Source organism: Escherichia sp. E.sYA108, from assembly GCF_011754335.1.
Taxonomy (GTDB): domain Bacteria; phylum Pseudomonadota; class Gammaproteobacteria; order Enterobacterales; family Enterobacteriaceae; genus Escherichia; species Escherichia coli.
In genome coordinates this window covers 226116-250051 of the sequence record NZ_JAAQVZ010000001.1, presented here as the reverse complement: position 1 = coordinate 250051, position 23936 = coordinate 226116, and the positions used below count along the sequence as shown (strand labels likewise).

Annotated in this window: 20 protein-coding genes; 11 read left to right on the top strand and 9 right to left on the bottom strand. The window is 48.1% G+C overall.

The window, feature by feature from the left end; all coding sequences use genetic code 11:
• Window positions 1–11 precede the first annotated feature (11 nt).
• Complete coding sequence (chuA, locus tag HBM92_RS01120) at window positions 12–1994, bottom strand: TonB-dependent heme/hemoglobin receptor ChuA/ShuA (protein WP_000089583.1); 1983 nt, start codon at window positions 1992–1994, stop codon at window positions 12–14.
• 683 nt (window positions 1995–2677) lie between these two features.
• Here chuA and chuT point away from each other — a divergent pair.
• From chuT to HBM92_RS01090, 6 genes are read left to right on the top strand one after another with little or no spacing between them, the layout of a single operon-like run.
• A complete protein-coding gene (chuT, locus tag HBM92_RS01115) occupies window positions 2678–3592 on the top strand; it encodes a heme ABC transporter substrate-binding protein ChuT (protein WP_001312167.1) in 915 nt (304 codons plus the stop codon).
• Window positions 3593–3611: 19 nt separating this feature from the next.
• Window positions 3612–4949, top strand: coding sequence for a heme anaerobic degradation radical SAM methyltransferase ChuW/HutW (gene hutW, locus HBM92_RS01110; protein ID WP_001095623.1), 1338 nt, complete (start codon window positions 3612–3614; stop codon window positions 4947–4949).
• A 12-nt stretch (window positions 4950–4961) separates the two neighbouring features.
• Window positions 4962–5456 carry a heme utilization cystosolic carrier protein HutX gene (gene hutX / locus HBM92_RS01105; protein WP_000020034.1) on the top strand — a complete coding sequence of 165 codons (495 nt, stop codon included), beginning with the start codon at window positions 4962–4964 and terminating at the stop codon, window positions 5454–5456.
• A complete protein-coding gene (gene chuY / locus HBM92_RS01100; protein WP_000189356.1) occupies window positions 5456–6079 on the top strand; it encodes an anaerobilin reductase in 624 nt (207 codons plus the stop codon). Before hutX ends, chuY begins: the two co-directional genes overlap by 1 nt.
• Before the next feature lie 48 nt (window positions 6080–6127).
• Window positions 6128–7120, top strand: a complete 993-nt coding sequence (gene shuU, locus HBM92_RS01095) for a heme ABC transporter permease ShuU/ChuU (RefSeq protein WP_000910402.1) — start codon at window positions 6128–6130, stop codon at window positions 7118–7120.
• Complete coding sequence (locus HBM92_RS01090) at window positions 7117–7887, top strand: heme ABC transporter ATP-binding protein (RefSeq protein WP_000622316.1); 771 nt, start codon at window positions 7117–7119, stop codon at window positions 7885–7887. Before shuU ends, HBM92_RS01090 begins: the two co-directional genes overlap by 4 nt.
• A gap of 51 nt (window positions 7888–7938) precedes the next feature.
• Here the strand turns inward: HBM92_RS01090 and HBM92_RS01085 are convergent, their stop codons facing one another.
• The 3 genes from HBM92_RS01085 to hdeA all read right to left on the bottom strand — a co-directional run bounded on the left by HBM92_RS01085 (window position 7939) and on the right by hdeA (window position 9424).
• Window positions 7939–8586 (bottom strand): MgtC/SapB family protein, encoded by a 648-nt coding sequence (locus HBM92_RS01085; protein ID WP_000123131.1) that lies wholly within the window; start codon window positions 8584–8586, stop codon window positions 7939–7941.
• Between the two features lie 63 nt (window positions 8587–8649).
• Complete coding sequence (hdeB, locus tag HBM92_RS01080) at window positions 8650–8976, bottom strand: acid-activated periplasmic chaperone HdeB (RefSeq protein WP_001298717.1); 327 nt, start codon at window positions 8974–8976, stop codon at window positions 8650–8652.
• Window positions 8977–9091: 115 nt separating this feature from the next.
• Window positions 9092–9424: an acid-activated periplasmic chaperone HdeA gene (hdeA, locus tag HBM92_RS01075; protein ID WP_000756548.1), complete on the bottom strand. Its 333-nt coding sequence runs from the start codon at window positions 9422–9424 to the stop codon at window positions 9092–9094.
• 254 nt (window positions 9425–9678) lie between these two features.
• On the opposite strand from hdeA, the gene hdeD reads away from it, so the two are divergent.
• Both hdeD and gadE read left to right on the top strand, forming a co-directional pair.
• Window positions 9679–10251, top strand: coding sequence for an acid-resistance protein HdeD (gene hdeD, locus HBM92_RS01070; RefSeq protein ID WP_000965671.1), 573 nt, complete (start codon window positions 9679–9681; stop codon window positions 10249–10251).
• Window positions 10252–11049: 798 nt separating this feature from the next.
• Window positions 11050–11577, top strand: coding sequence for an acid resistance transcriptional activator GadE (gene gadE, locus HBM92_RS01065; protein WP_000576690.1), 528 nt, complete (start codon window positions 11050–11052; stop codon window positions 11575–11577).
• Here the strand turns inward: gadE and HBM92_RS01060 are convergent.
• On the bottom strand, window positions 11527–11856 hold the full coding sequence (locus HBM92_RS01060; RefSeq protein WP_001205317.1) for a hypothetical protein: 330 nt from the start codon (window positions 11854–11856) through the stop codon (window positions 11527–11529). The two genes, gadE and HBM92_RS01060, sit on opposite strands and share 51 nt — an antisense overlap.
• Window positions 11857–11963: 107 nt before the next feature.
• On the opposite strand from HBM92_RS01060, the gene mdtE reads away from it, so the two are divergent.
• Together mdtE and mdtF are read left to right on the top strand one after the other, a co-directional pair.
• Window positions 11964–13073: a multidrug transporter subunit MdtE gene (gene mdtE / locus HBM92_RS01055; protein WP_001304950.1), complete on the top strand. Its 1110-nt coding sequence runs from the start codon at window positions 11964–11966 to the stop codon at window positions 13071–13073.
• Between the two features lie 24 nt (window positions 13074–13097).
• Window positions 13098–16211 carry a multidrug efflux pump RND permease MdtF gene (gene mdtF, locus HBM92_RS01050; protein ID WP_000024904.1) on the top strand — a complete coding sequence of 1038 codons (3114 nt, stop codon included), beginning with the start codon at window positions 13098–13100 and terminating at the stop codon, window positions 16209–16211.
• A 362-nt stretch (window positions 16212–16573) separates the two neighbouring features.
• Here the strand turns inward: mdtF and gadW are convergent, their stop codons facing one another.
• The 4 genes from gadW to ccp all read right to left on the bottom strand — a co-directional run bounded on the left by gadW (window position 16574) and on the right by ccp (window position 21871).
• On the bottom strand, window positions 16574–17302 hold the full coding sequence (gene gadW, locus HBM92_RS01045) for an acid resistance transcriptional activator GadW (protein ID WP_000951553.1): 729 nt from the start codon (window positions 17300–17302) through the stop codon (window positions 16574–16576).
• A gap of 368 nt (window positions 17303–17670) precedes the next feature.
• Entirely contained in the window at window positions 17671–18495 is an 825-nt protein-coding gene (gene gadX / locus HBM92_RS01040) for an acid resistance transcriptional activator GadX (RefSeq protein ID WP_001182743.1), read from the bottom strand.
• 367 nt (window positions 18496–18862) lie between these two features.
• Window positions 18863–20263 (bottom strand): glutamate decarboxylase, encoded by a 1401-nt coding sequence (locus HBM92_RS01035; RefSeq protein ID WP_000372240.1) that lies wholly within the window; start codon window positions 20261–20263, stop codon window positions 18863–18865.
• A 210-nt stretch (window positions 20264–20473) separates the two neighbouring features.
• Window positions 20474–21871, bottom strand: a complete 1398-nt coding sequence (ccp, locus tag HBM92_RS01030; protein WP_000784838.1) for a cytochrome c peroxidase — start codon at window positions 21869–21871, stop codon at window positions 20474–20476.
• A gap of 404 nt (window positions 21872–22275) precedes the next feature.
• Here ccp and HBM92_RS01025 point away from each other — a divergent pair, with 404 nt between their 5' ends.
• Window positions 22276–23925: an alpha,alpha-trehalase gene (locus tag HBM92_RS01025; protein WP_000934214.1), complete on the top strand. Its 1650-nt coding sequence runs from the start codon at window positions 22276–22278 to the stop codon at window positions 23923–23925.
• Window positions 23926–23936: the final 11 nt, after the last annotated feature.

Sequence of the window (23936 nt, the reverse complement as noted above, 5' to 3'; positions counted from 1 at the left end):
GGGGCAGATGATTACCATTGATAACTCACGAAAATTTTTCCGTTACGACCATCCTGTGGGATGCCTTGCGGCGACCAGTACTCTTTATCGAAGGCGTTGCCCAATACCAGAGTAGTGGTCATGCCTTTGAGCGCCTGCTGCCCTTGATAACTGACGTAGAAATCATTCACACCATAGCCAGGTTGTTTGCTGTAGCTGCTGCTGATATGTGTTGAGCGATCGGCAAACGTACCGACCCAACCAACAGAGAAGCCGCTGTGAGCGATCGGAATATTCAGGGTACTGGTAACGGTATCCGGGTTAATGCTGGAGATATATTCCCCGGTATCGGTGTCTTTGCCGCGGGTACGGTTATAGGCCACATCAAGGCTAAACAGATCAGTGGTATATTTCGTCATCACATCCCAGCCCCAGATTTTGGCGTTCGGGACGTTATACGACATAGTTGTCGCCGCCGCGAAATCGACGGTCGTGGAGATATAATCTTTCGCTTTGGTATCAAAGTAGCTGGCTTTAAATTCCAGAGCATCATTGGACAACATCAGGTCATCAAAACGCAGCCCAAAACCGTACTCCTGAGTTTCGTTAGTTTCCGGACGTAAGTTCGGGTTTGGCACCCAATAGTTGGTATAGAAGCGACCAATCGAGAAGTGTTTAGAATCGTTATACATTTCGCCCATCGTCGGGGCGCGGAATGCCTGAGCATATGAGCCAAATAACATCAGCCAGTTGGTCGGGTTGATAGTCATCCCCGCACGAGATGACCATTTGTCGGCATCAACATCTTTGTAGCCGTCGCTGCTACCGCGATAACTGTCATAGCGGGTTCCGCCAAGCAGGGTAATCGGCAGATCGCGTAAGGTGATCTCATCTTGTAGCCAGCCAGAGCTAAAATCGATTTTTGCTTGCGGGAAGCCCGTCGTCGCGCCACCCGGATGTTGTTCCTGACGATAATACTCACCGCCATATGTCAGTAAGTGAGAAGCGAAACTGTCGGCAAATAGAGTGGAACGGTTCTCCAGCCTTGCTCCTTTTGTTATCTGTTCACGATACTCGCCTGAACTCCCCGTGTTTTGCGCATTAATACGGACTTCCGACCAGTAAATTTTTGCATCTGCATTTAACCAGTCGTTACCCTGCGGGGCGAGTTTATAAGAAAGCTGCGCATCGCGTTGAATTGTTGAACGATCGACCATCGGGTTGCTGCTATCAGAAGCTTCAACGGTCTGCGGATTTTTTGGTTCACGCGCGTCGTTGTTGTAGTAACGCACTAAACCGCTCAGAGACTGGGCTGAATCAATTTGCCAGGTCCCTTTCGCCAGCATGTTATTAATGGACTCGTCATTCGGCGCGGTTTCACCATTGCTCTGGCGTAAATCACCCCGATCGCGACTGGACCAGGCCACAATACCATCCAGATTTTCAGTTCGCCCAAACGCGCTCGCGCCTAATCCCAGGCTATGGTCCCCCGTGCCGCCAGTACCAAAGACACGAAAACCACTGCTTTGTCCTTCCTGCAATAAATCTTTTGCATCGACCGTATCGTAGGAGATCACTCCACCCAGCGCGCCACTGCCATACAGTAATGCTGAAGGTCCGCGAACAATCTCAACACGCTTGATCAGCGCCGGATCGAGAAAAGTGCCATTCAGGTGTCCGGTATCCGTTCCCTGGCGAACACCATCGACAAGAACCAGCACGCCGCGATGATCATAGCCACGCATATTTACATCCTGACCGTTGGTTCGTCCGGTACCATCAAGAGTAATTCCAGGAACATGACGCAGCAAATCAGTGGCTGAAGTAGCAGTTTGATTTTCAGGAGCGGAAGTGTCGATAACGCTGACCATCATAGGCGCTTCGAAGGAACTACGTGCATTCCCCGTTGCCGTAACGGTCATGGTTTCAGTAGCAAAAGCAAACGTTGGCAAGGTGGCAGAAACAGCCAAAGCCAACAAACTCAAACGCAACGAGGTAAATTGCGGACGTGACATAGCGATTCTCCATGAGGAAAATAAAAAATGCTGGCTGCCTGGGTTAATACCGGGGTGGCTGGCGAAAAATAAATTTATTTACAATTCAAATGATTAGATATCACCACGGGAAGCTATTAGCGTATATATCCCGTAAAATTGCCGAATATTTCTGATAATTCAGCAAAAGCACGCCCTCTTTGTCAGGCAAAGTAGTACGCCACGTCTGAAGTGAAGAGTGCTGTGCGTTTTCCCTTACAAAAGATATGATTTTGTTATCCATGATGTCATATTTTGTTAAACTCAAACGTGATAATGAGAATTATTATCGATCAATTTTTTATGATCAAGCTTTTTTTAACCGCCATTAACACAATAAACAGGGGGTTATGAAATCTATCCAGCATCCAGAAAACCATCCTGTGTTTATGGCTATCCCCCCACAACCTCATCACAAAACGTTGTCGTTAACAGTGATAATTTTCTCTTCTCTTTGCTCTGCAAGCCGCGATATCTCCGGGTTCTCAGCTTTTTCCCGCGCTGAAATTTAATCGGTAACAAGAACATTAGCTGACGAAGCATCTTGATAAAAATCAAAAATAAATACGCTTGTAACGCCGTGCGTATTGAATCGACGGTTGTATTTCATATATAACTCAAATGATAATCATGATCATTCTCAATTTGATAAGAGTTCTCACATTATGCCAAGGATCATCACCAGGCCGTTTCTTTTTTCCCCACTAACGTTATGTATTTCAGCCGTGGTCTCTGCCGCGAAGACCATGGTAAAACGAAAAAAATTGTTTACGGCATTACTGGCTCTTAGCTGGACTTTTAGCGTAACGGCTGCCGAACGTATCGTGGTCGCAGGAGGATCGCTGACGGAGTTAATCTACGCGATGGGCGCTGGCAAACGCGTGGTTGGTGTCGATGAAACGACATCTTATCCACCAGAAACCGCCAAACTGCCGCATATTGGTTACTGGAAACAACTCAGCAGCGAAGGCATTTTGTCACTTCGCCCGGATAGCGTAATTACCTGGCAGGATGCAGGACCGCAAATTGTGCTCGACCAACTGCGGGCGCAAAAAGTCAACGTCGTCACTCTGCCGCGTGTACCAGCCACCCTTGAGCAGATGTACGCCAACATTCGCCAACTGGCAAAAACGTTACAGGTTCCTGAACAAGGCGAGGCGCTGGTGACACAGATCAACCAACGCCTGGAGCGAGTACAGCAAAACGTGGCGGCCAAAAAAGCCCCGGTTAAAGCCATGTTTATTCTCTCCGCAGGCGGAAGTGCGCCACAGGTTGCCGGTAAAGGCAGCGTCGCGGACGCCATTCTTTCGCTTGCCGGAGCAGAAAACGTCGCTACCCACCAGCAGTACAAAAGCTACAGCGCGGAATCGCTGATTGCGGCTAACCCTGAAGTGATTGTCGTCACCTCACAAATGGTCGATGGCGATATTAATCGGCTACGTTCTATTGCCGGAATTACCCACACTGCCGCATGGAAAAACCAGCGCATTATCACCGTTGATCAAAACCTGATTCTGGGAATGGGTCCGCGTATTGCTGATGTCGTTGAGTCTTTACACCAGCAGCTTTGGCCGCAATAAATGGATTTAAATCAGACGAATGAACACAAATAACACCCTGGATCTCACGCCACATTTTGCTTTAGACGGTGATCAGCCCTTTAAAGACAGGCGCGCCATGATGCCGTTTCGTGGGGCCATTCCGGTTGCCAAAGAGCAACTGGCACAGACCTGGCAAGAGATGATCAATCAAACGGTATCACCACGTAAGCGACTGGTTTACCTACACATTCCTTTTTGTGCGACACACTGCACGTTTTGTGGTTTTTATCAGAACCGTTTTAATGACGATGCGTGTGCTCATTATACCGACGCCCTGATTCGTGAAATAGAAATGGAAGCAGACAGCGTATTGCATCAGTCTGCCCCCATCCACGCGGTCTATTTCGGTGGCGGTACGCCTTCCGCGCTTTCAACACACGATTTGGCCAGAATCATCACCACATTACGAGAAAAGCTGCCACTGGCCCCTGATTGTGAAATCACTATTGAAGGCCGGGTACTGAATTTTGACGCTGAGCGAATCGATGCTTGCCTTGATGCTGGAGCAAACCGCTTCTCAATTGGTATTCAGTCGTTTAACAGCAAAATCCGCAAGAAAATGGCCCGCACCTCGGATGGCCCAACCGCTATTGCGTTTATGGAAAGCCTGGTCAAACGCGACCGTGCCGCGGTGGTCTGTGACCTGCTGTTTGGTCTGCCGGGTCAGGATGCGCAAACCTGGGGAGAAGATCTGGCTATTGCCCGCGATATCGGTCTCGACGGCGTCGATCTCTATGCGCTCAATGTCCTGCCCAATACACCGCTGGGCAAAGCCGTGGAAAATGGGCGTACTACCGTGCCCTCTCCGGCAGAACGTCGCGATCTTTACCTGCAAGGATGTGATTTTATGGACGATGCCGGTTGGCGCTGCATCAGTAACAGCCACTGGGGCCGTACCACACGCGAACGCAATCTCTATAACCTGCTGATTAAACAAGGTGCCGATTGTCTGGCCTTTGGTTCCGGAGCCGGCGGTTCGATTAATGGGTACTCCTGGATGAACGAACGCAATCTTCAGACCTGGCATGAATCCGTCGCGGCAGGCAAAAAACCGCTGATGATGATCATGCGTAACGCCGAACGTAATGCGCAATGGCGTCATACCTTGCAGTCGGGCATTGAAACGGCGCGTGTACCGCTGGACGAACTTACGCCACATGCCGAAAAACTCGCGCCGTTACTGGCCCAGTGGCACCAAAAAGGCTTAAGCCGCGATGCGTCAACGTGTCTGCGGTTGACCAATGAAGGTCGTTTCTGGGCAAGCAACATTTTGCAGTCTCTTAATGAACTGATTCAGGTACTTAATGCGCCAGCAATTGCGCTTGAAAAACCATAACAGGAGTGATTTATGAGCCATGTCTCGTTACAGGAATTTTTGAAAACGGAGCCAGACGGTACGCTGGAGGCGATCGCCGAACAATACAACACCACGCTGCTGGAGGTAGTGAAAAATCTGCCCTCTCCGACTGTTGTGTCAGGTGATAAATTCGATACTGTCTGGGATACCGTCTGCGAATGGGGCAACGTCACCACGTTAGTACATACTACCGATGTAATACTCGAATTTAGCGGCGAACTGCCTTCGGGTTTCCATCGCCACGGCTATTTCAACCTACGCGGAAAGCACGGCATGTCCGGGCATATCAAAGCAGAAAACTGCACGCATATTGCCTTGATCGAACGTAAATTTATGGGCATGGACACCGCCTCTATTCTCTTTTTCAATAAGGAAGGCAGCGCAATGCTGAAAATCTTCCTCGGTAGGGATGATCATCGTCAGCTCCTGAGCGAACAAGTCAGCGCCTTCCATGCTCTGGCAGCATCGTTAAAGGAACACGCCTGATGACACCGTGGCTACTCTTTGGCGCAGGCGGAAAAGGTGTGGGTGCCAGAACGCTTGAACTGGCGCTGGCGGAACAACGTCCGGTCGTTGCTGTCATTCGTCATGCCGATGCCGCCACGAAACTGGCGCAACAAGGCGTACAGGTTTTTACAGGCGACGCCTGTGATGCCAGCGTAGTCGCGGCTGCTTGCCGCGCAGCTGGCCCGGATGCGCTTATCATCTCAACAATGGGCGGAGCTCAGGATTATCTGGCGCACAGAACAGTGATTGACGAGGCCGAGAAAGCAGGCATCACACGCATGATTCTGGTGACGTCACTGGGATGCGGCGATAGCTGGCCGTTTTTATCAGAGCGGGCAAAGGCTGCGTTTGGTCAGGCGGTACGGGAAAAAACGCTGGCGGAAAGCTGGTTGCAAACCAGCCAGCTTGATTATGCCATTCTCCGCCCTGGCGGTCTGCTTGATGGTGCGGCAACGGGCAAAGCACAACGGATACAAAATCAGGAGTGTCATGGTTTTATTAACCGTGCTGATGTCGCCGCACATATCCATGAACTGGCAAATGCGCCAGCACTTAACCAGCAGGTCTACAGTCTGATTGAACCGGACCTGAAACCGGCGTGATCCCCCGGCGCGGCATGTCCGCGCCGTAATGTCGTAACGGAGTTTTGCGTGCTCAAGGATTCACTCTCTTCCGCCAGGGTCTTTATGGGGCTATCACTATTATTGCTAGCTCTGGTGCTGTTTGGTGCCAGTCAGGGAGCGTTAAAGATCAGTTTTGATGCCCTTTTTGATGAGGAATACCGCGATATCTGGCTCAATATTCGTCTACCACGGGTTTTGCTGGCGGTGCTGGTAGGTGCAGCGTTGGCAACCGCCGGGGTAATTATGCAGGGGCTTTTTCGCAACCCAATGGCTGACCCTGGATTACTCGGCGTCAGTAGCGGTTCTGCATTAATGGTTGGCGTTGCTATTGTGCTGCCCTTCTCCTTCCCAGTGGTGCTGGTGCTCTATGAGCAAATGGTGTTTGCCATTGCCGGAAGTTTAGTGGTCTGCACCATCATTTTTCTCATCACGCAGCGCCATCGCGATGGCAGCATGATGCAATTATTACTCGCCGGTATCGCCATCAATGCCCTGTGCGGCGCAGCGATCGGCATCCTGAGCTATATCGGCGATGAGCAGCAGCTACGACAACTCACATTGTGGATGATGGGCAATCTTGGACAGGCGCAATGGCCGACGTTATTGGTTGCCAGTTCATTCATCCTACCGGCCATTATCGCAACAACTTGTCTCGCCGGAACGCTGAATTTACTGCAGCTCGGTGATGAAGAAGCCCACTACCTCGGCGTGAACGTGAAGCGTAAACGCCAGCAATTACTGTTAGTGAGCTCACTGCTCGTTGGTGCTGCCGTATCGGTAAGCGGCATTATCGGCTTTATTGGCCTGGTGATCCCGCATCTGATTCGCATGACTACCGGGGCAAATCACCGCTGGCTAATCCCTTGTTCCGCCCTCGCCGGAGCCTGTTTATTGCTGATGGCAGACACGCTTGCCCGCACGCTGGTACAGCCAGCAGAAATGCCCGTGGGATTATTAACCAGCCTGCTTGGTGGCCCTTATTTTATGTGGTTGATTCTGCGCAACCGGAGGATCACATGATCAGCGCCCAGAATCTGGTTTATAGCCTTCAGGGGCGGCGTCTGACTGATAATGTCTCGCTGACTTTTCCCGGTGGGGAAATTGTTGCCATCCTCGGGCCTAATGGTGCGGGAAAATCTACGCTGCTTCGCCAGCTAACCGGCTATCTTCAACCTGATAGCGGCGAATGTCGGTTGTTTAATAAGCCATTAAATGAATGGTCGATTACTGAACTGGCGAAACACCGGGCCGTGATGCGTCAAAATAGCCACATGGCGTTTCCATTCAGCGTACAAGAAGTTATCCAGATGGGGCGGCATCCGCATCGTACTGGTAATCAGGATAATGAAACAGCACAAATAATGGCGTTATGTGACTGTCAGGCGTTAGCAAACCGCGACTATCGGCAATTATCCGGTGGTGAACAACAGCGCGTGCAATTAGCGCGCCTGCTGGTGCAACTCTGGGAACCTACTCCCTCACCGAAATGGTTATTTCTTGATGAACCAACTTCGGCGCTGGATATTCACCATCAGCAGCACTTGTTTCGTTTATTACGCCAGTTAGTTCACGAACGGCAGTTCAATGTTTGCTGCGTATTGCACGATCTAAATCTTGCCGCGCGTTATGCAGACCGTGTTGTATTAATGCAAAAAGGAAAGGTTATCGCAAATGGTAAGCCGCAGGACGTATTGACACAGCAGGCGCTAACAATGCTCTACGGCGCGGATATTACCGTACTTAAAGATCCTGCCAACCATTCACCACTGATCGTCCTCGATCATTAAAACCAACAGGAGTACCGCACTGGTACTCCTGCGAATAAATAACTATACAGATTAGCTAATTGAAACGCCTTTCACCCCTGCCATACCTTTTAATAATCGCAACAGATCTTCTATCGACGTCGTGGCATGAAGCTGGATATCAATGGCGACCACTTCATGATCTTCATTTTCCTGCAACGAAACTAAATCCGTTTTTATTTTTTGCTGCTTAAACCAGTCGAGCATTGATACCGTATTACCGTTCACTAATGTCAGCTGTAAATGGTAATTTTTGTTCATCAGGCGGAAGGTTAATTGATGGAAGACTTCCAGCACCAGCAAGGTCATCACTGAACCATAAATACCCAGTTCGTACATACCGCTGCCAATAACCATACCAATGGCGGCGGTCACCCAGATATCCGCTGCCGTCGTCAGACCTACAATATTTTGGTTACGAACGAGAATGTTACCTGCACCGATAAACCCGACGCCCGTCACAACCTGAGCAGCAATACGGCTGGGATCCAGTCCGACGTGACCTAAAGACAGCACGTCAGCAAAACCATATTTCGAAACAATCATAAACAGGGCGCTTCCCATGCCAATTAATACATGTGTGCGTAACCCTGCTCCTTTGCCGCGCATTTGCCTTTCCATGCCAATAGCGCCACAGGCAATTACCGCAAGTATAAGTCGTATAATAAATTCTGCTGTCATATAAAAATGAAAAAAGGAGCAGCAAGATGGCTCAACTTGCTACTCCTTTTTACTTGTACCTTATTAATTCGGCAAGTCATTAGATGCTTGATTTTTGAAGGTATACAAATTTTTCTGCGGGTTTTTCTTGCAGTATTCGATCACTTTAGGAATTTGAGTGAGATCGGTTTCATTTAAAGTAACGGTATCGCCACCTTTATATACTGTTTCTTCATGCAGCATCCACCACGCAACTGGTGTCATTGCTTTTGGATTCAGATCAATAAATTCCTGGCAGGTCATATCTTTAGCGGATTCATTGGCTGCCAGCGCAGATTGTGCGTTCACCAGTGACAAAGCCGCTACAGCGCCCATAAAAATAAACGCTTTACGGAGAGATGAAATGTTCATTTTGTAACCCATTCAATATAGAGATTATATACAAACAGGAGGAATAGCTGCTTTTAAAGAAGATATTCCGGCCTGTTCAATATGCAAGGAAATACGATGTAACGCATTCCCGGAATTACATATCTTTCTTAATTTTGTCCCATTCGCCTTTAACTTTATCTTTAAAGCTGGCTTTTTTATCCTGAGTACAAGCCTGAACGATAGCTGGGGTTACGGTTGCAATACCCTGAACATCTAAAACCGCATCTTCTGGTTTATCTTTGTTGTTCAGTGCTTCAGCAAAACCGACTGCAGTTGGCTGGAAGGATTCGTCCACAGCCAGGAAATCTTCACAGGTCCAGGAGTTGACCGGTTTTTTGTTATCAGCTGCTTTTTGTGCATCCGCTGCATTGCTCACTACTGGCAGAAGAAGCAGACCACCAAGAATAACGCCTAATACTTTTTTCATCGTAATATCCTCAACTATAAAGTGAAAGAGCCGTCACGAATCAATTTCGACACTGAGGTTATAACCTGGTTTTCTGTATATGTCATGTTGATGGAAAATATCAAAATCAGATATTTTTATTTCAATACAATGAGTTACAGATGCATCAGATACTGTAATTAGGAAATTTTTATTAAATCGACTGCATTCTTACACGCGTTTTTGGCATAGATTGATAGCAGGGGATTTTCTTCTTAATTTTATAGGGTGGTTCTATGTTATATATAGATAAGGCAACAATTTTGAAGTTTGATCTGGAGATGCTTAAAAAACATCGCAGAGCAATCCAGTTTATTGCCGTGCTGCTGTTTATCGTCGGGTTGCTGTGTATCAGTTTTCCGTTCGTCTCTGGCGACATTTTAAGCACAGTAGTGGGTGCATTATTAATCTGCTCGGGCATTGCGCTTATTGTCGGGCTATTCAGCAACCGCAGTCATAATTTCTGGCCGGTATTATCCGGTTTCCTCGTCGCAGTCGCCTATTTATTGATCGGCTATTTCTTCATCCGCGCACCAGAGCTGGGCATTTTTGCCATTGCGGCATTTATTGCCGGTTTGTTCTGTGTGGCAGGGGTTATTCGCCTGATGAGTTGGTATCGTCAGCGTTCAATGAAAGGCAGTTGGCTACAGCTCGTTATTGGTGTGCTGGATATCGTCATTGCCTGGATATTCCTTGGTGCTACGCCGATGGTGTCGGTAACGCTGGTTTCCACACTGGTGGGAATTGAACTGATATTTAGCGCCGCCAGTCTGTTCAGCTTCGCCAGTTTGTTCGTTAAAAAGCAATAATTATCCCTATTTCCACCTGGATCATAGTCACATTAAGTGACTATGATCCAGTTAATACTCTCTTAGCTATACAGTGTTTCAGTTCAATTACGCACTATCATTGAAACAATTGCCTGCTGTTGATTATTTCAACCTACTGAATTTAATCTGATTTTTTTCGTTCCATGGCAAATTAGCCATTTCAAACATTATCATGGCTGATATTTTCCGTGGTCAGGTTTAATGTTTTAAAAGTGCTGTGGGAAAGTGAACAAAGAGTTCCGTAAGCGTTGATGCTATGGGCGGTTAAATAAGTAATCCGGGTTCATTTTTTTGCAACTGGCGTTGATTACATTGCATAAATATCCGTGTCTCCAGACGCTATATAAAAACCTGAAGACATGAATGAGTTATTTAATCAGGTAATTTCAATGCGTTAAAAGAAAGCTGGCAATCCAATTGCCAGCCTAAGTCGAAACAAGGAGACTCGATATTTAAATCGGATTACATTTTAACTTTAGTAATATTCTTCAGAGATCACAAACTGGTTATTGATAACTTATTCTTGGGCAGTAATCCGCAAAAGTTAACCTTTTGTTTACTGGTTACAAACTGATAACAACCAGGAATCTTACTTAGGATCAATATATGGAGTGCGTGATGGATAAATCTGAAGTATTGATTAGTGTTAATAGACGTATTAGTTCACGAAGGGCAAAGTTCTTATAGGCGTTTACTATATTGAACAACGATTCGGACAAGGATGTAAATAATGAAAAGGATGACATGTTCGAAACGATAACGGCTAAGGAGCAAGTTATGATTTTTCTCATGACGAAAGATTCTTTTCTTTTACAGGGCTTTTGGCAGTTGAAAGATAATCACGAAATGATAAAAATCAATTCCCTGTCAGAGATCAAAAAAGTAGGCAATAAACCCTTCAAGGTGATCATTGACACCTATCACAACCATATCCTTGATGAAGAAGCGATTAAATTCCTGGAGAAATTAGATGCCGAGAGAATTATTGTTTTGGCACCTTATCACATCAGTAAACTAAAAGCTAAAGCGCCTATTTATTTTGTCAGCCGTAAAGAAAGTATCAAAAATCTTCTTGAGATTACTTATGGTAAACACTTGCCCCATAAGAATTCACAATTATGTTTTTCACATAATCAGTTCAAAATTATGCAACTGATTCTGAAAAACAAAAATGAAAGCAATATCACGTCAACGCTCAACATTTCGCAACAAACATTAAAGATTCAGAAATTCAACATTATGTACAAGCTGAAATTAAGACGTATGAGCGACATCGTCACCCTGGGTATCACATCTTATTTTTAGTAAGGACATAAGCAGCTGAAATTGATGGCTGGCATGACGAGGGATGCAGATGCTGATTTCAATACCCCCGGTGATTATTGAAGGAGAGACGAAAACGACTTTATTCCCCTGGTATGTGTATCCACCAGTAGAACCCTTCGTTGCCCGAATGCTGGCAGAAACTGTTGGCAGAACGGCAACATTTTTTTTGTCGTTGACCTCACCATGTCGATCACTGTGCTTGCATCCCATCTTACTGGCTGACAACCCCACTATGCCGCTGGTCTGTAAATCCCTCATATCTCTCCTCGCGCGCAATTTAAAGAACCGTTATTTCTCAAGAATTTTCAGGGACTAAAATGAACAGAAGAAGAAAACTGTTAATACCGTTGTTATTCTGCGGCGCGATGCTCACCGCCTGCGATGACAAATCGGCGGAAAACGCCGCCGCCATGACGCCTGAGGTCGGTGTCGTCACACTCTCCCCCGGTTCGGTCAATGTGTTGAGCGAATTGCCCGGTAGAACCGTTCCTTATGAAGTTGCCGAGATACGTCCCCAGGTGGGCGGTATTATCATTAAACGCAACTTTATCGAAGGCGATAAAGTGAACCAGGGCGATTCGCTGTATCAGATTGATCCTGCGCCTTTACAGGCAGAGCTGAACTCCGCCAAAGGTTCGCTGGCGAAAGCGCTCTCTACCGCCAGCAATGCCCGCATCACCTTTAACCGCCAGGCATCGTTGCTGAAGACCAACTATGTTAGCCGTCAGGATTACGACACCGCGCGCACCCAGTTGAATGAAGCAGAAGCCAATGTCACCGTCGCCAAAGCGGCTGTTGAACAGGCGACGATCAATCTGCAATACGCGAATGTCACCTCGCCGATTACGGGCGTCAGCGGGAAATCGTCGGTGACCGTCGGCGCACTCGTTACCGCTAATCAGGCAGATTCGCTGGTTACCGTACAACGTCTGGACCCGATTTATGTCGATCTCACGCAGTCGGTGCAGGATTTCTTGCGCATGAAAGAAGAGGTCGCCAGTGGGCAAATCAAACAGGTTCAGGGCAGTACGCCAGTACAGCTCAATCTGGAAAATGGTAAACGTTACGGCCAGACCGGCACGCTGAAATTCTCCGACCCGACGGTGGATGAAACCACGGGCTCCGTGACGTTACGGGCGATTTTCCCCAACCCAAATGGTGACTTGCTGCCTGGCATGTATGTCACGGCATTAGTGGATGAAGGTAGCCGCCAGAATGTATTACTGGTGCCGCAGGAAGGCGTCACCCACAACGCCCAGGGTAAAGCAACGGCACTCATTCTGGATAAAGACGATGTCGTGCAGCTACGCGAAATCGAAGCCAGCAAAGCCATCGGCGACCAGTGGGTTGTCACCTCTGGCTTGCAGGCTGGCGATCGGGTGATCGTTTCCGGTTTGCAACGCATTCGTCCGGGTATCAAAGCACGTGCAATTTCCTCCAGCCAGGAAAACGCCAGCACCGAATCGAAACAATAACGTTGCAGGCTTAAGGGGACTTTCATGGCTAACTATTTTATTGATCGCCCGGTTTTTGCCTGGGTACTTGCCATTATTATGATGCTTGCAGGCGGTCTGGCGATCATGAACTTACCGGTTGCGCAGTATCCGCAGATTGCACCACCGACCATTACCGTCAGCGCAACCTATCCGGGTGCCGATGCGCAAACGGTAGAAGACTCGGTCACTCAGGTGATTGAGCAAAATATGAATGGGCTTGATGGCCTGATGTACATGTCTTCAACCAGCGATGCGGCAGGTAATGCCTCCATCACTCTGACCTTCGAGACGGGGACATCGCCTGATATCGCACAGGTTCAGGTGCAAAATAAACTGCAACTCGCTATGCCTTCATTACCTGAAGCGGTGCAGCAGCAGGGAATTAGCGTCGATAAGTCGAGCAGTAATATCCTGATGGTAGCGGCATTTATTTCTGATAACGGCAGCCTCAACCAGTACGATATCGCGGACTATGTAGCGTCTAATATCAAAGACCCGCTAAGCCGTACCGCGGGCGTTGGTAGCGTACAGCTCTTTGGTTCCGAGTACGCCATGCGTATCTGGCTGGACCCGCAAAAACTCAATAAATATAACCTGGTACCTTCCGATGTTATTTCCCAGATTAAGGTGCAAAACAACCAGATTTCCGGTGGTCAACTGGGTGGCATGCCACAGGCGGCAGACCAGCAACTGAACGCCTCGATCATTGTGCAGACGCGTCTGCAAACGCCGGAAGAATTTGGCAAAATCCTGTTGAAAGTTCAGCAAGATGGTTCGCAAGTGCTGCTGCGTGATGTCGCCCGCGTCGAACTTGGGGCGGAAGATTATTCCACCGTGGCGCGCTATAACGGCAAACCTGCTGCCGGGATCGCCATCAAACTGGCTACCGGAGCAAACGCCCTGGATACCTCGCGAGCGGTGAAAGAGGAGCTGAACCGTTTATCGGCTTATTTCCCTGCAAGCCTGAAGACGGTTTATCCTTACGACACCACACCGTTTATCAAAATTTCTATTCAGGAAGTTTTCAAAACGCTGGTTGAGGCTATCATCCTCGTCTTCCTGGTCATGTATCTGTTTTTGCAGAATTTCCGCGCCACAATCATCCCGACGATTGCCGTACCGGTGGTTATTCTCGGGACGTTTGCGATCTTGTCGGCGGTCGGTTTCACCATCAACACGTTAACTATGTTCGGGATGGTGCTGGCGATAGGGTTACTGGTGGATGACGCCATCGTGGTGGTGGAGAACGTCGAGCGTGTCATTGCGGAAGATAAGCTACCGCCGAAGGAAGCGACGCATAAATCGATGGGGCAGATCCAACGTGCGCTGGTCGGGATTGCCGTTGTTCTTTCCGCAGTGTTTATGCCGATGGCCTTTATGAGCGGTGCGACCGGGGAGATCTACCGCCAGTTCTCCATCACGCTGATCTCCTCCATGCTGCTTTCAGTATTTGTAGCAATGAGCCTGACCCCTGCCCTGTGCGCCACCATTCTGAAAGCCGCGCCGGAGGGCGGTCACAAACCTAACGCCCTGTTCGCACGCTTCAACACGCTGTTTGAAAAATCAACTCAGCACTATACCGACAGCACCCGCTCGCTGTTGCGTTGTACCGGTCGCTACATGGTGGTCTACCTGCTGATTTGCGCCGGGATGGCGGTGCTGTTCCTGCGTACGCCGACCTCTTTCTTACCAGAAGAGGATCAGGGGGTATTTATGACCACCGCGCAGTTACCTTCCGGTGCAACCATGGTTAACACCACGAAAGTGCTACAACAGGTGACGGATTATTATCTGACAAAAGAGAAAAATAATGTTCAGTCGGTGTTTACCGTTGGTGGCTTTGGCTTCAGTGGTCAGGGGCAAAACAACGGTCTGGCGTTTATCAGCCTCAAGCCGTGGTCTGAACGTGTCGGCGAGGAAAACTCGGTTACCGCGATTATTCAGCGGGCAATGATTGCGCTAAGCAGTATCAATAAAGCCGTCGTCTTCCCGTTCAACTTACCCGCGGTGGCTGAACTGGGTACCGCGTCAGGTTTTGATATGGAACTGCTGGACAACGGCAATCTGGGGCACGAAAAGCTGACCCAGGCGCGAAACGAGCTGTTATCACTGGCAGCGCAATCACCGAATCAGGTCATCGGGGTACGCCCGAACGGCCTGGAAGATACGCCGATGTTCAAAGTGAACGTCAACGCCGCGAAAGCCGAGGCTATGGGTGTGGCGCTGTCTGATATCAACCAGACAATTTCCACCGCCTTCGGCAGCAGCTACGTGAACGACTTCCTCAACCAGGGGCGGGTGAAAAAAGTGTATGTCCAGGCAGGCACGCCGTTCCGTATGTTGCCGGATAACATCAACCAATGGTATGTACGCAACGCCTCTGGCACGATGGCACCGCTTTCTGCCTATTCGTCTACCGAATGGACCTATGGTTCACCGCGACTGGAACGCTACAACGGCATCCCGTCAATGGAGATTTTAGGTGAAGCGGCTGCCGGGAAAAGTACCGGTGACGCCATGAAATTTATGGCAGACCTGGTCGCAAAACTTCCGGCAGGCGTCGGCTACTCATGGACCGGACTGTCGTATCAGGAAGCGTTATCCTCAAACCAGGCTCCCGCGCTATATGCCATTTCACTGGTCGTGGTGTTCCTCGCCCTCGCCGCACTTTATGAAAGCTGGTCAATTCCGTTCTCGGTGATGTTGGTTGTTCCGTTAGGCGTCGTTGGCGCATTACTGGCCACCGATCTGCGCGGCTTAAGTAATGACGTTTACTTCCAGGTTGGTTTGCTGACCACCATCGGGCTTTCCGCCAAGAACGCCATCCTGATTGTCGAATTTGCCGTTGAGATGATGCAGAAAGAAGGGAAAACGCCGGTAGAGGCAATCATCGAAGCAGCGCGTATGCGTTTACGCCCAATCCTGATGACTTCTCTGGCCTTTATTCTCGGCGTGCTGCCGCTGGTTATCAGTCATGGTGCCGGCTCTGGCGCGCAAAACGCGGTAGGTACCGGCGTAATGGGCGGGATGTTTGCCGCAACAGTGCTGGCAATTTACTTCGTTCCGGTCTTTTTCGTTGTAGTGGAACATCTCTTTGCCCGCTTTAAAAAAGCGTAACGTGTAAATGAGAGTAAGGTTGAACGTGAGGGTTCAGCCTTACTCTTTCCTGCTAACCATTCACCACTCAACAACCAGCTAACCGTCAGGAATACCAGGCTTAGTACACAGCACTGAAAGTAGAAACCACTCCAGCCATTCGTCATCAATTTGAACAGCACAATACTGACCCACATTCCCGTAATCGTATGAATTGTTAGCTTAATAATCCCAAACATGCCGAGTCTTTTCCTCCTGAAAATACCTATACCGCCTGGCAAACTACGAAAGAGAACTAGCCGGTAGCCCGGCAGAAATCATCAGGAAAGAGTTTCACATGAAGCAGACGTGAGATCCTGACCAATATTCAAATGCGAAATATGTCAGGAAAAGGTACCCGGCGAATGTTGCGAAAACTGATGTGGCGTTACACCATAATATTGTCTAAATGTATTTATAAAGTATGACGTACTGCTATAGCCACATTTTTCCGCAATAGTATGCAGAGGTATTTGACGTAACTCGAGTAATCGTCTGGCCATCGACATCCTGGAGGCGAGTAATATTTTACTGAAACAGGTATTTTCATCCTGCAACTTTTTTTTGATGAGACTCTCGCTGGTGTACATTCTTTCTGCGATATCGCGTAGATACCAACGTTTAGCGATATCAAAGCTAATAAGGCGTTCAACTTTTCCTGAAACAGTACTGATACTATTGAAAAGTAAGGGGATCAGTTCTTTCTTATGAGAAAACATTGATAAACAGGAAAGATAGAGCATTTTGCTCAGTATCGGCGAATTGACCCGGGGGTCATTGAAACTATCAAAAATCGCCGTCACCAGCTGTATGGGGGGTGACTGGTTAATTAACAAACGGTCTTTGCTATGCAATCCTAAATTGCGTGGCAACTGACGAATATTTTGTAAGTAATGGCAAACTGTCAGCTCTTCGATATCCAGCCGTCGCGTATCAAGTGAACAAAACGCAAAATCGTCTGCCAAATTTTTATCCAGCAGCAGGATACTCTCGTTATGCAACGATATTTTTTGCTGTTCATGATGAATATCGAATGAACGACGAACGAGGATCACCGAGCAGACATGAGCCATGACTATCCCTTATATTTCATTACTGCGATTATTTCAATGTCAGTATACTAATGAAATGACGCCAGACTGTTTCTGTGTGCAAAAACTGCCATATTTGGTAGGACCAAATTTTATCCACAAAGTAGTTTTGCATAACAGTTAATTGATAATAAGTAAATGCAACACGATTATATTTTCACACAGCGTATAGCTTATGTTTATAAAAAAATGGCTGATCTTATTTCCAGTAAAAGTTATATTTAACTTACTGAGAGCACAAAGTTTCCCGTGCCAACAGGGAGTGTTATAACGGTTTATTAGTCTGGAGACGGCAGACTATCCTCTTCCCGGTCCCCTATGCCGGGTTTTTTTTATGTCTGAGTAAAACTCTATAATCTTATTCCTTCCGCAGAACGGTCAGTGCCGTAAAAAATCCCTTGCGCAGCCATACTTGCCGCCGAGCCACAGTTCGGTAATTCCTGCGCCGATCGCTCCTGATACTCTGTGGGCGTCATCCCATAATAATTTCGAAAAACGTAAATGAAATACGACACGCTGTGATATCCACAGGATACTGCAACTCGCTTAATTGAAACCCCATATATAACAATAAGTTGTAAAGCACGCTGCATCCTACACTCAGTAAGCAACTGTGAATATGACGTACCTTCTTCGCGCAATTTTTTCTTTAACAGGCTTGGACTCATCAACAATTCGCTAGCAATTCGGGCTAATGTCCACTCATGGGCGATATTATTATTGATGACCGTACAAACTCGTGTTCGCATATTCGGTTGCAACACGTTCAGAAGTAACGGTATAAACTGCGTATCCTCAAGAAAAACAGATAACAACGCAAAGATTAATGCCCTTTTACGTAGCATTTCTGCATAGCGAAGATTCTTATTCTGCGATAGTTGCGCAACTTCCTGAAAAACAGGAATATCTCTGGTACAGTGATGAACGAGTAATGAAGGAACTTTTTTATGTACATGAAGTTTTAATGCCTCCTCCTTGAGCATCGGGAGAAATAATGAAAGCGTGTCTCTTGAAACTAATACGAAATTCTCAACACACTTATCCACTTGAATTTGGCTTGCATCCGCAAAAACCAGATCACCGCCATTAAAATAGCGATATTCACCATTAACCATGGTGAGAATATATTTATGTCTTGCGTACGCAATTAGACAATTACCATGTAGTGGTTGCATAGTTGACTTAATATTACATAAACATATTACTGTTTATTAATGTAGCACGCCGCCCTCTTAAGTCAAATTGATTGATAAATAAATTTAAACGAAGCGGGAAAACAGGATGATAATGAGCGATGATACTCGGGCTGGATGACTGGATTTATTATATAAAAAGGGGACTTAAGAACGCAGAGGAATTAATAGTAAGCAAATAATTCATCATCGTAATATTAAGCAGTATCGCTATGCTCCATAACATTCATATAACATATATCTTATCAACACGATGAATAGACAGGTAATATATTATTGCAATTAATAAATAGCCGAATACCCACCTGTTTTTAAAGGTTGGGCATTCGGTTTTTACAACGTGATGTTATCAGGTGTGTTTAAAGCTGTTCTGCTGGGCAATACCCTGCAGTTTCGGGTGGTCGCTGAGATATTTCAGGGAGGCTTTGTAGTCTTCCAGCAACAGTTCAGCAAAGTCCATTTCGAAGCCGCGACGACACATAATGCGCATCACCACGATGTCGGTGGCTTCACCGCCGAGAGTGAAGGCCGGAACCTGCCAGCCGCGCAGACGCAGACGTTCAGAGAGGTCGTACAGGGTGTATCCTGGATCTTCACCATCTTTCAGTTTGAAGCAAACCGCCGGGATGCCTTCGTCCGGGCGACCGGTACAGATGAACTCATACGGCCCCAGTTTGGCGATTTCATCCGCCAGATAAGCGGCAACCTGGTAGGAAGCGTTCTGTACTTTGGTATAGCCTTCACGACCGAGGCGCAGGAATTCATAGTACTGTGCAATCACCTGACCCGCCGGGCGGGAGAAGTTGATGGCGAAAGTACCAATCTGACCGCCGAGGTAGTCAACGTTGAACACCAGTTCCTGCGGCAGCGCTTCTTCATCACGCCAGATAACCCAGCCGCAGCCCAGCGGAGCCAGACCGAATTTATGGCCTGAAGCACTGATCGATTTCACACGCGGCAGGCGGAAGTCCCAGACGATATCCGGGGCGACGAACGGTGCCAGGAAGCCACCGCTGGCGGCGTCGATGTGCATGTCGATGTCGATACCGGTGTCGGCCTGGAATTTATCCAGCGCATCGTGCAGCGGCTGCGGGAACTCATAGTTACCGGTGTAGGTCACGCCGAAAGTCGGCACCACGCCGATGGTATTTTCGTCGCAGGCTTCAATCATGCGTTTCGGGTCCATAAACAACTGACCGGGGCGCATAGGGATCTCACGCAACTCCACATCCCAGTAGCGGGCGAATTTATGCCAGCAGATTTGTACCGGACCGCACACCAGGTTTGGTTTATCCGTTGGTTTGCCTGCGGCTTCCATACGCTTGCGCCAACGCCATTTCATCGCCATCCCGCCGAGCATACAGGCCTCGGAAGAACCAATGGTGTTGGTGCCAACGGCCTGACCATTTTTCGGTGCAGGCGCATGCCACAGATCGGCAACCATGTTTACGCAACGCAGGTCGATTGCAGCGGATTGCGGATATTCTTCTTTGTCGATCCAGTTTTTATTGATCGACAAATCCATCAATTTATGGACGTTTTCGTCGTCCCAGGTCTGGCAGAAAGTGGCCAGGTTCTGACGAGCGTTGCCATCAAGATATAATTCATCATTGATAATCTGAAATGCAACATCATCGCGCATTTCGTGCAGCGGAAATCGTTTTGACTCCGCGATAGTAGAAATGGCCTTTGCGCCAAAACGTGAATCGAGTAGTTCTGAGCGGAAATCCGTTAACAGCTTCTGGTCCATTTCGAACTCCTTAAATTTATTTGAAGGCAATAAAAAAGTAGGATTTATCCGCAATGGAAGCAAGGTATTACAGGCTTAATTTAAATAACAAAATCCTAAGCAGAAAAACGACTTTTTATAATATAAACATTTAATATGATAATATTAAAAACAGACTTTATTATCGTAATAAAAATCGCCCAAACACTCCTGTTCGGGCGATCAAATTAATTATTGTTTATCCTGCATATACGGCGTGTAAACCCCGTTCAGACTGTGCAGGAAAGCGACGATATCATCCACATCCTCCTGCGGCAGCTCTTTGCCTACCTGATAGCGCAGCATCAGTTTCACCGCCCCGTCCAGCGTCGGCACGTCACCGCGATGGAAGTACGGTGCCGTTAAAGCAACGTTACGTAAACCGGGTACTTTCTGACGCAATTTATCACGCTCTTCTTTAGTAACATTCATACGACCAATATCCGCCGCCGTAATTTCACCAAAGTTAAAGTCTTTTTTCAGCCCCAACGGTTCAAAGGAACGTCCGCCGAGAATAATACCACCATGACAAGTTGCACATTTATTATCTTTAAATAATTGATAGCCTTTTTTCTGTTGCGCCGTCAGAGCATTCTCATCTCCACGCAACCATCTATCAAATGGGGAATCCGGCGTAATTAATGTTTTCTCAAATTCAGCAATGGCATCAGTAATATTTTCGCCACTGAAACCTTGCGGATAGACTTCGAGGAACTGCGCTTTAAGCTGCGGATCTTTTTCCAGCTTAGCAATAATTTCGTCCCAGGATTTCGACGCCATTTCAATCGGGTTCAACGGCGGTCCACCAGCCTGATCCTGCAATGTTGCCGCACGACCATCCCAGAACTGCTCAACATTAAATACTGAGTTAAATACCGTCGGCGCGTTAATCGGCCCAACTGCGCCACCAACACCAATCGATGTTTTTCTGCCATCGACGCCCCCCGCATTCAACGCATGGCAATGAGCGCATGAAATGGTGCTATCCGCCGATAAACGGGGATCGTGATACAGCGCAAAACCCAACGCCACTTTTTGCGCATCGGTAGGCAGTTTTTGCGGGATGGGCTGCACCGGTTCATTGCGATGCTCCGGAGCAGTATCATTGCTGGCGTAATATTCCGCGCGCTGTTTTGCAATCCAGGCCAGTATTTCCGCCCGCTCTTCATCACTCACCTTACCCGCCCAGTGTAGCGCGGTATAACGCGTTGGCGGCATAGTTTCATACTGCATCACCCATTCAATCTTATTCAGATCGCTTTGCGAAACGGGTTTATTAGCCAGCAGAGCCGCACGCACGGCCTCGAGGTTAAAAGATTTATATCCAAGCTTTATGTCGTAATCCATCAACTGTTTCGCGCCGGGAATATAATAATAGGCAGGTAATTCTGCCGAAGGCGTATGGCAATAATCGCATCCTTTTTCGCGGAGAAAGCCTAAAACCTTATTATTTTCACTGACAGCAGATGCCTGAACATCGGCCTGTTTACTGCGTTTATTATCGTGGTACCACACATAACCAGATAACCCTAAATAGCAAATCGCGACGCCAGCCAGGCCGATCGCGGTAATACGTGAGACCATTTTCATTATTCTTCCCTCACGGTAGTGAGTTATTGTGACCCAGAAAATTTTCCAGAATGCTGCAAACGTCTCTGCGAGACAAAGCCATCATAAAAAACAGGGAGATATGCTTTTTGATAGGAATCAATCAATTACATGAATATAAACTATCAATAAGATAGCCAGTGCCTATTATCCAGCTCAGGAATGGCATATCATGATTGCGGCGAGAGCAGGATTGAATGTTCTGAAAATGAAAAACAACACGAAATCCGTATTTTTATAAATTCCATTGATATTAGTGCGTTATATTTTTTGGCAGGTTAATAAACGTGATCCACCGCACGCTTTGTCGCCCACCAGGCGGAGCGAATGACTACCCTTAAAGAAAAGCCCGATAATTAGCGACGAATTTCGGAGGTCGGATCCTTATGCTCAATCAGAAAATTCAAAACCCTAATCCAGACGAACTGATGATCGAGGTCGATCTCTGCTATGAGCTGGACCCGTATGAATTAAAACTGGATGAGATGATCGAGGCAGAACCGGAACCCGAGATGATTGAAGGGCTGCCCGCCTCTGATGCGCTGACGCCTGCCGATCGCTATCTCGAACTGTTCGAGCATGTTCAGTCGGCGAAAATTTTCCCCGACAGTAAAACCTTTCCCGACTGCGCACCCAAAATGGACCCGCTGGATATTTTAATCCGCTACCGTAAAGTGCGCCGTCATCGTGATTTTGACTTGCGCAAGTTTGTTGAAAACCACTTCTGGCTGCCGGAGGTCTACTCCAGCGAGTATGTATCGGACCCGCAAAATTCCCTGAAAGAGCATATCGACCAGCTGTGGCCGGTGCTAACCCGTGAACCACAGGATCACATTCCGTGGTCTTCTCTGCTGGCGCTGCCGCAGTCATATATTGTCCCGGGCGGCCGTTTTAGCGAAACCTACTATTGGGATTCCTATTTCACCATGCTGGGGCTGGCGGAAAGTGGTCGGGAAGATTTGCTGAAATGCATGGCCGATAACTTCGCCTGGATGATCGAAAACTACGGCCACATCCCCAACGGCAACCGCACCTATTATTTGAGCCGCTCGCAACCACCGGTTTTTGCGCTGATGGTGGAGTTGTTTGAAGAAGATGGTGTACGCGGCGCGCGCCGCTATCTCGACCACCTGAAAATGGAATATGCCTTCTGGATGGACGGTGCAGAATCGTTGATCCCTAATCAGGCCTATCGCCATGTTGTGCGGATGCCGGACGGCTCGCTGCTCAACCGTTACTGGGACGATCGCGACACGCCGCGTGACGAATCCTGGCTTGAGGACGTTGAAACCGCGAAACATTCTGGTCGCCCGCCTAACGAGGTGTACCGCGATTTACGTGCGGGGGCGGCCTCCGGTTGGGATTACTCTTCCCGTTGGCTGCGTGATACTGGTCGTCTGGCGAGCATTCGTACCACCCAGTTCATCCCCATCGATCTGAATGCCTTCCTGTTTAAACTGGAGAGCGCCATCGCCAACATCTCGGCGCTGAAAGGCGAGAAAGAGACAGAAGCACTGTTCCGCCAGAAGGCCAGTGCCCGTCGCGATGCGGTAAACCGTTACCTCTGGGATGATGAAAACGGCATCTACCGCGATTACGACTGGCGACGCGAGCAACTGGCGCTGTTTTCCGCTGCCGCCATTGTGCCGCTCTATGTCGGTATGGCGAACCATGAACAGGCCGATCGTCTGGCAAACGCCGTGCGCAGCCGGTTACTGACACCTGGCGGGATTCTGGCAAGCGAGTACGAAACCGGTGAACAGTGGGATAAACCCAACGGCTGGGCACCGTTACAATGGATGGCAATTCAGGGATTTAAGATGTACGGCGATGACCTTCTGGGTGATGAAATCGCGCGCAACTGGCTGAAGACGGTGAATCAGTTCTATCTGGAACAGCACAAACTGATCGAGAAATACCATATTGCCGATGGTGTTCCTCGCGAAGGCGGCGGTGGCGAGTATCCGTTGCAGGATGGGTTTGGCTGGACTAACGGTGTGGTACGCCGTTTAATTGGTTTGTACGGCGAACCATAATATTTTTACAG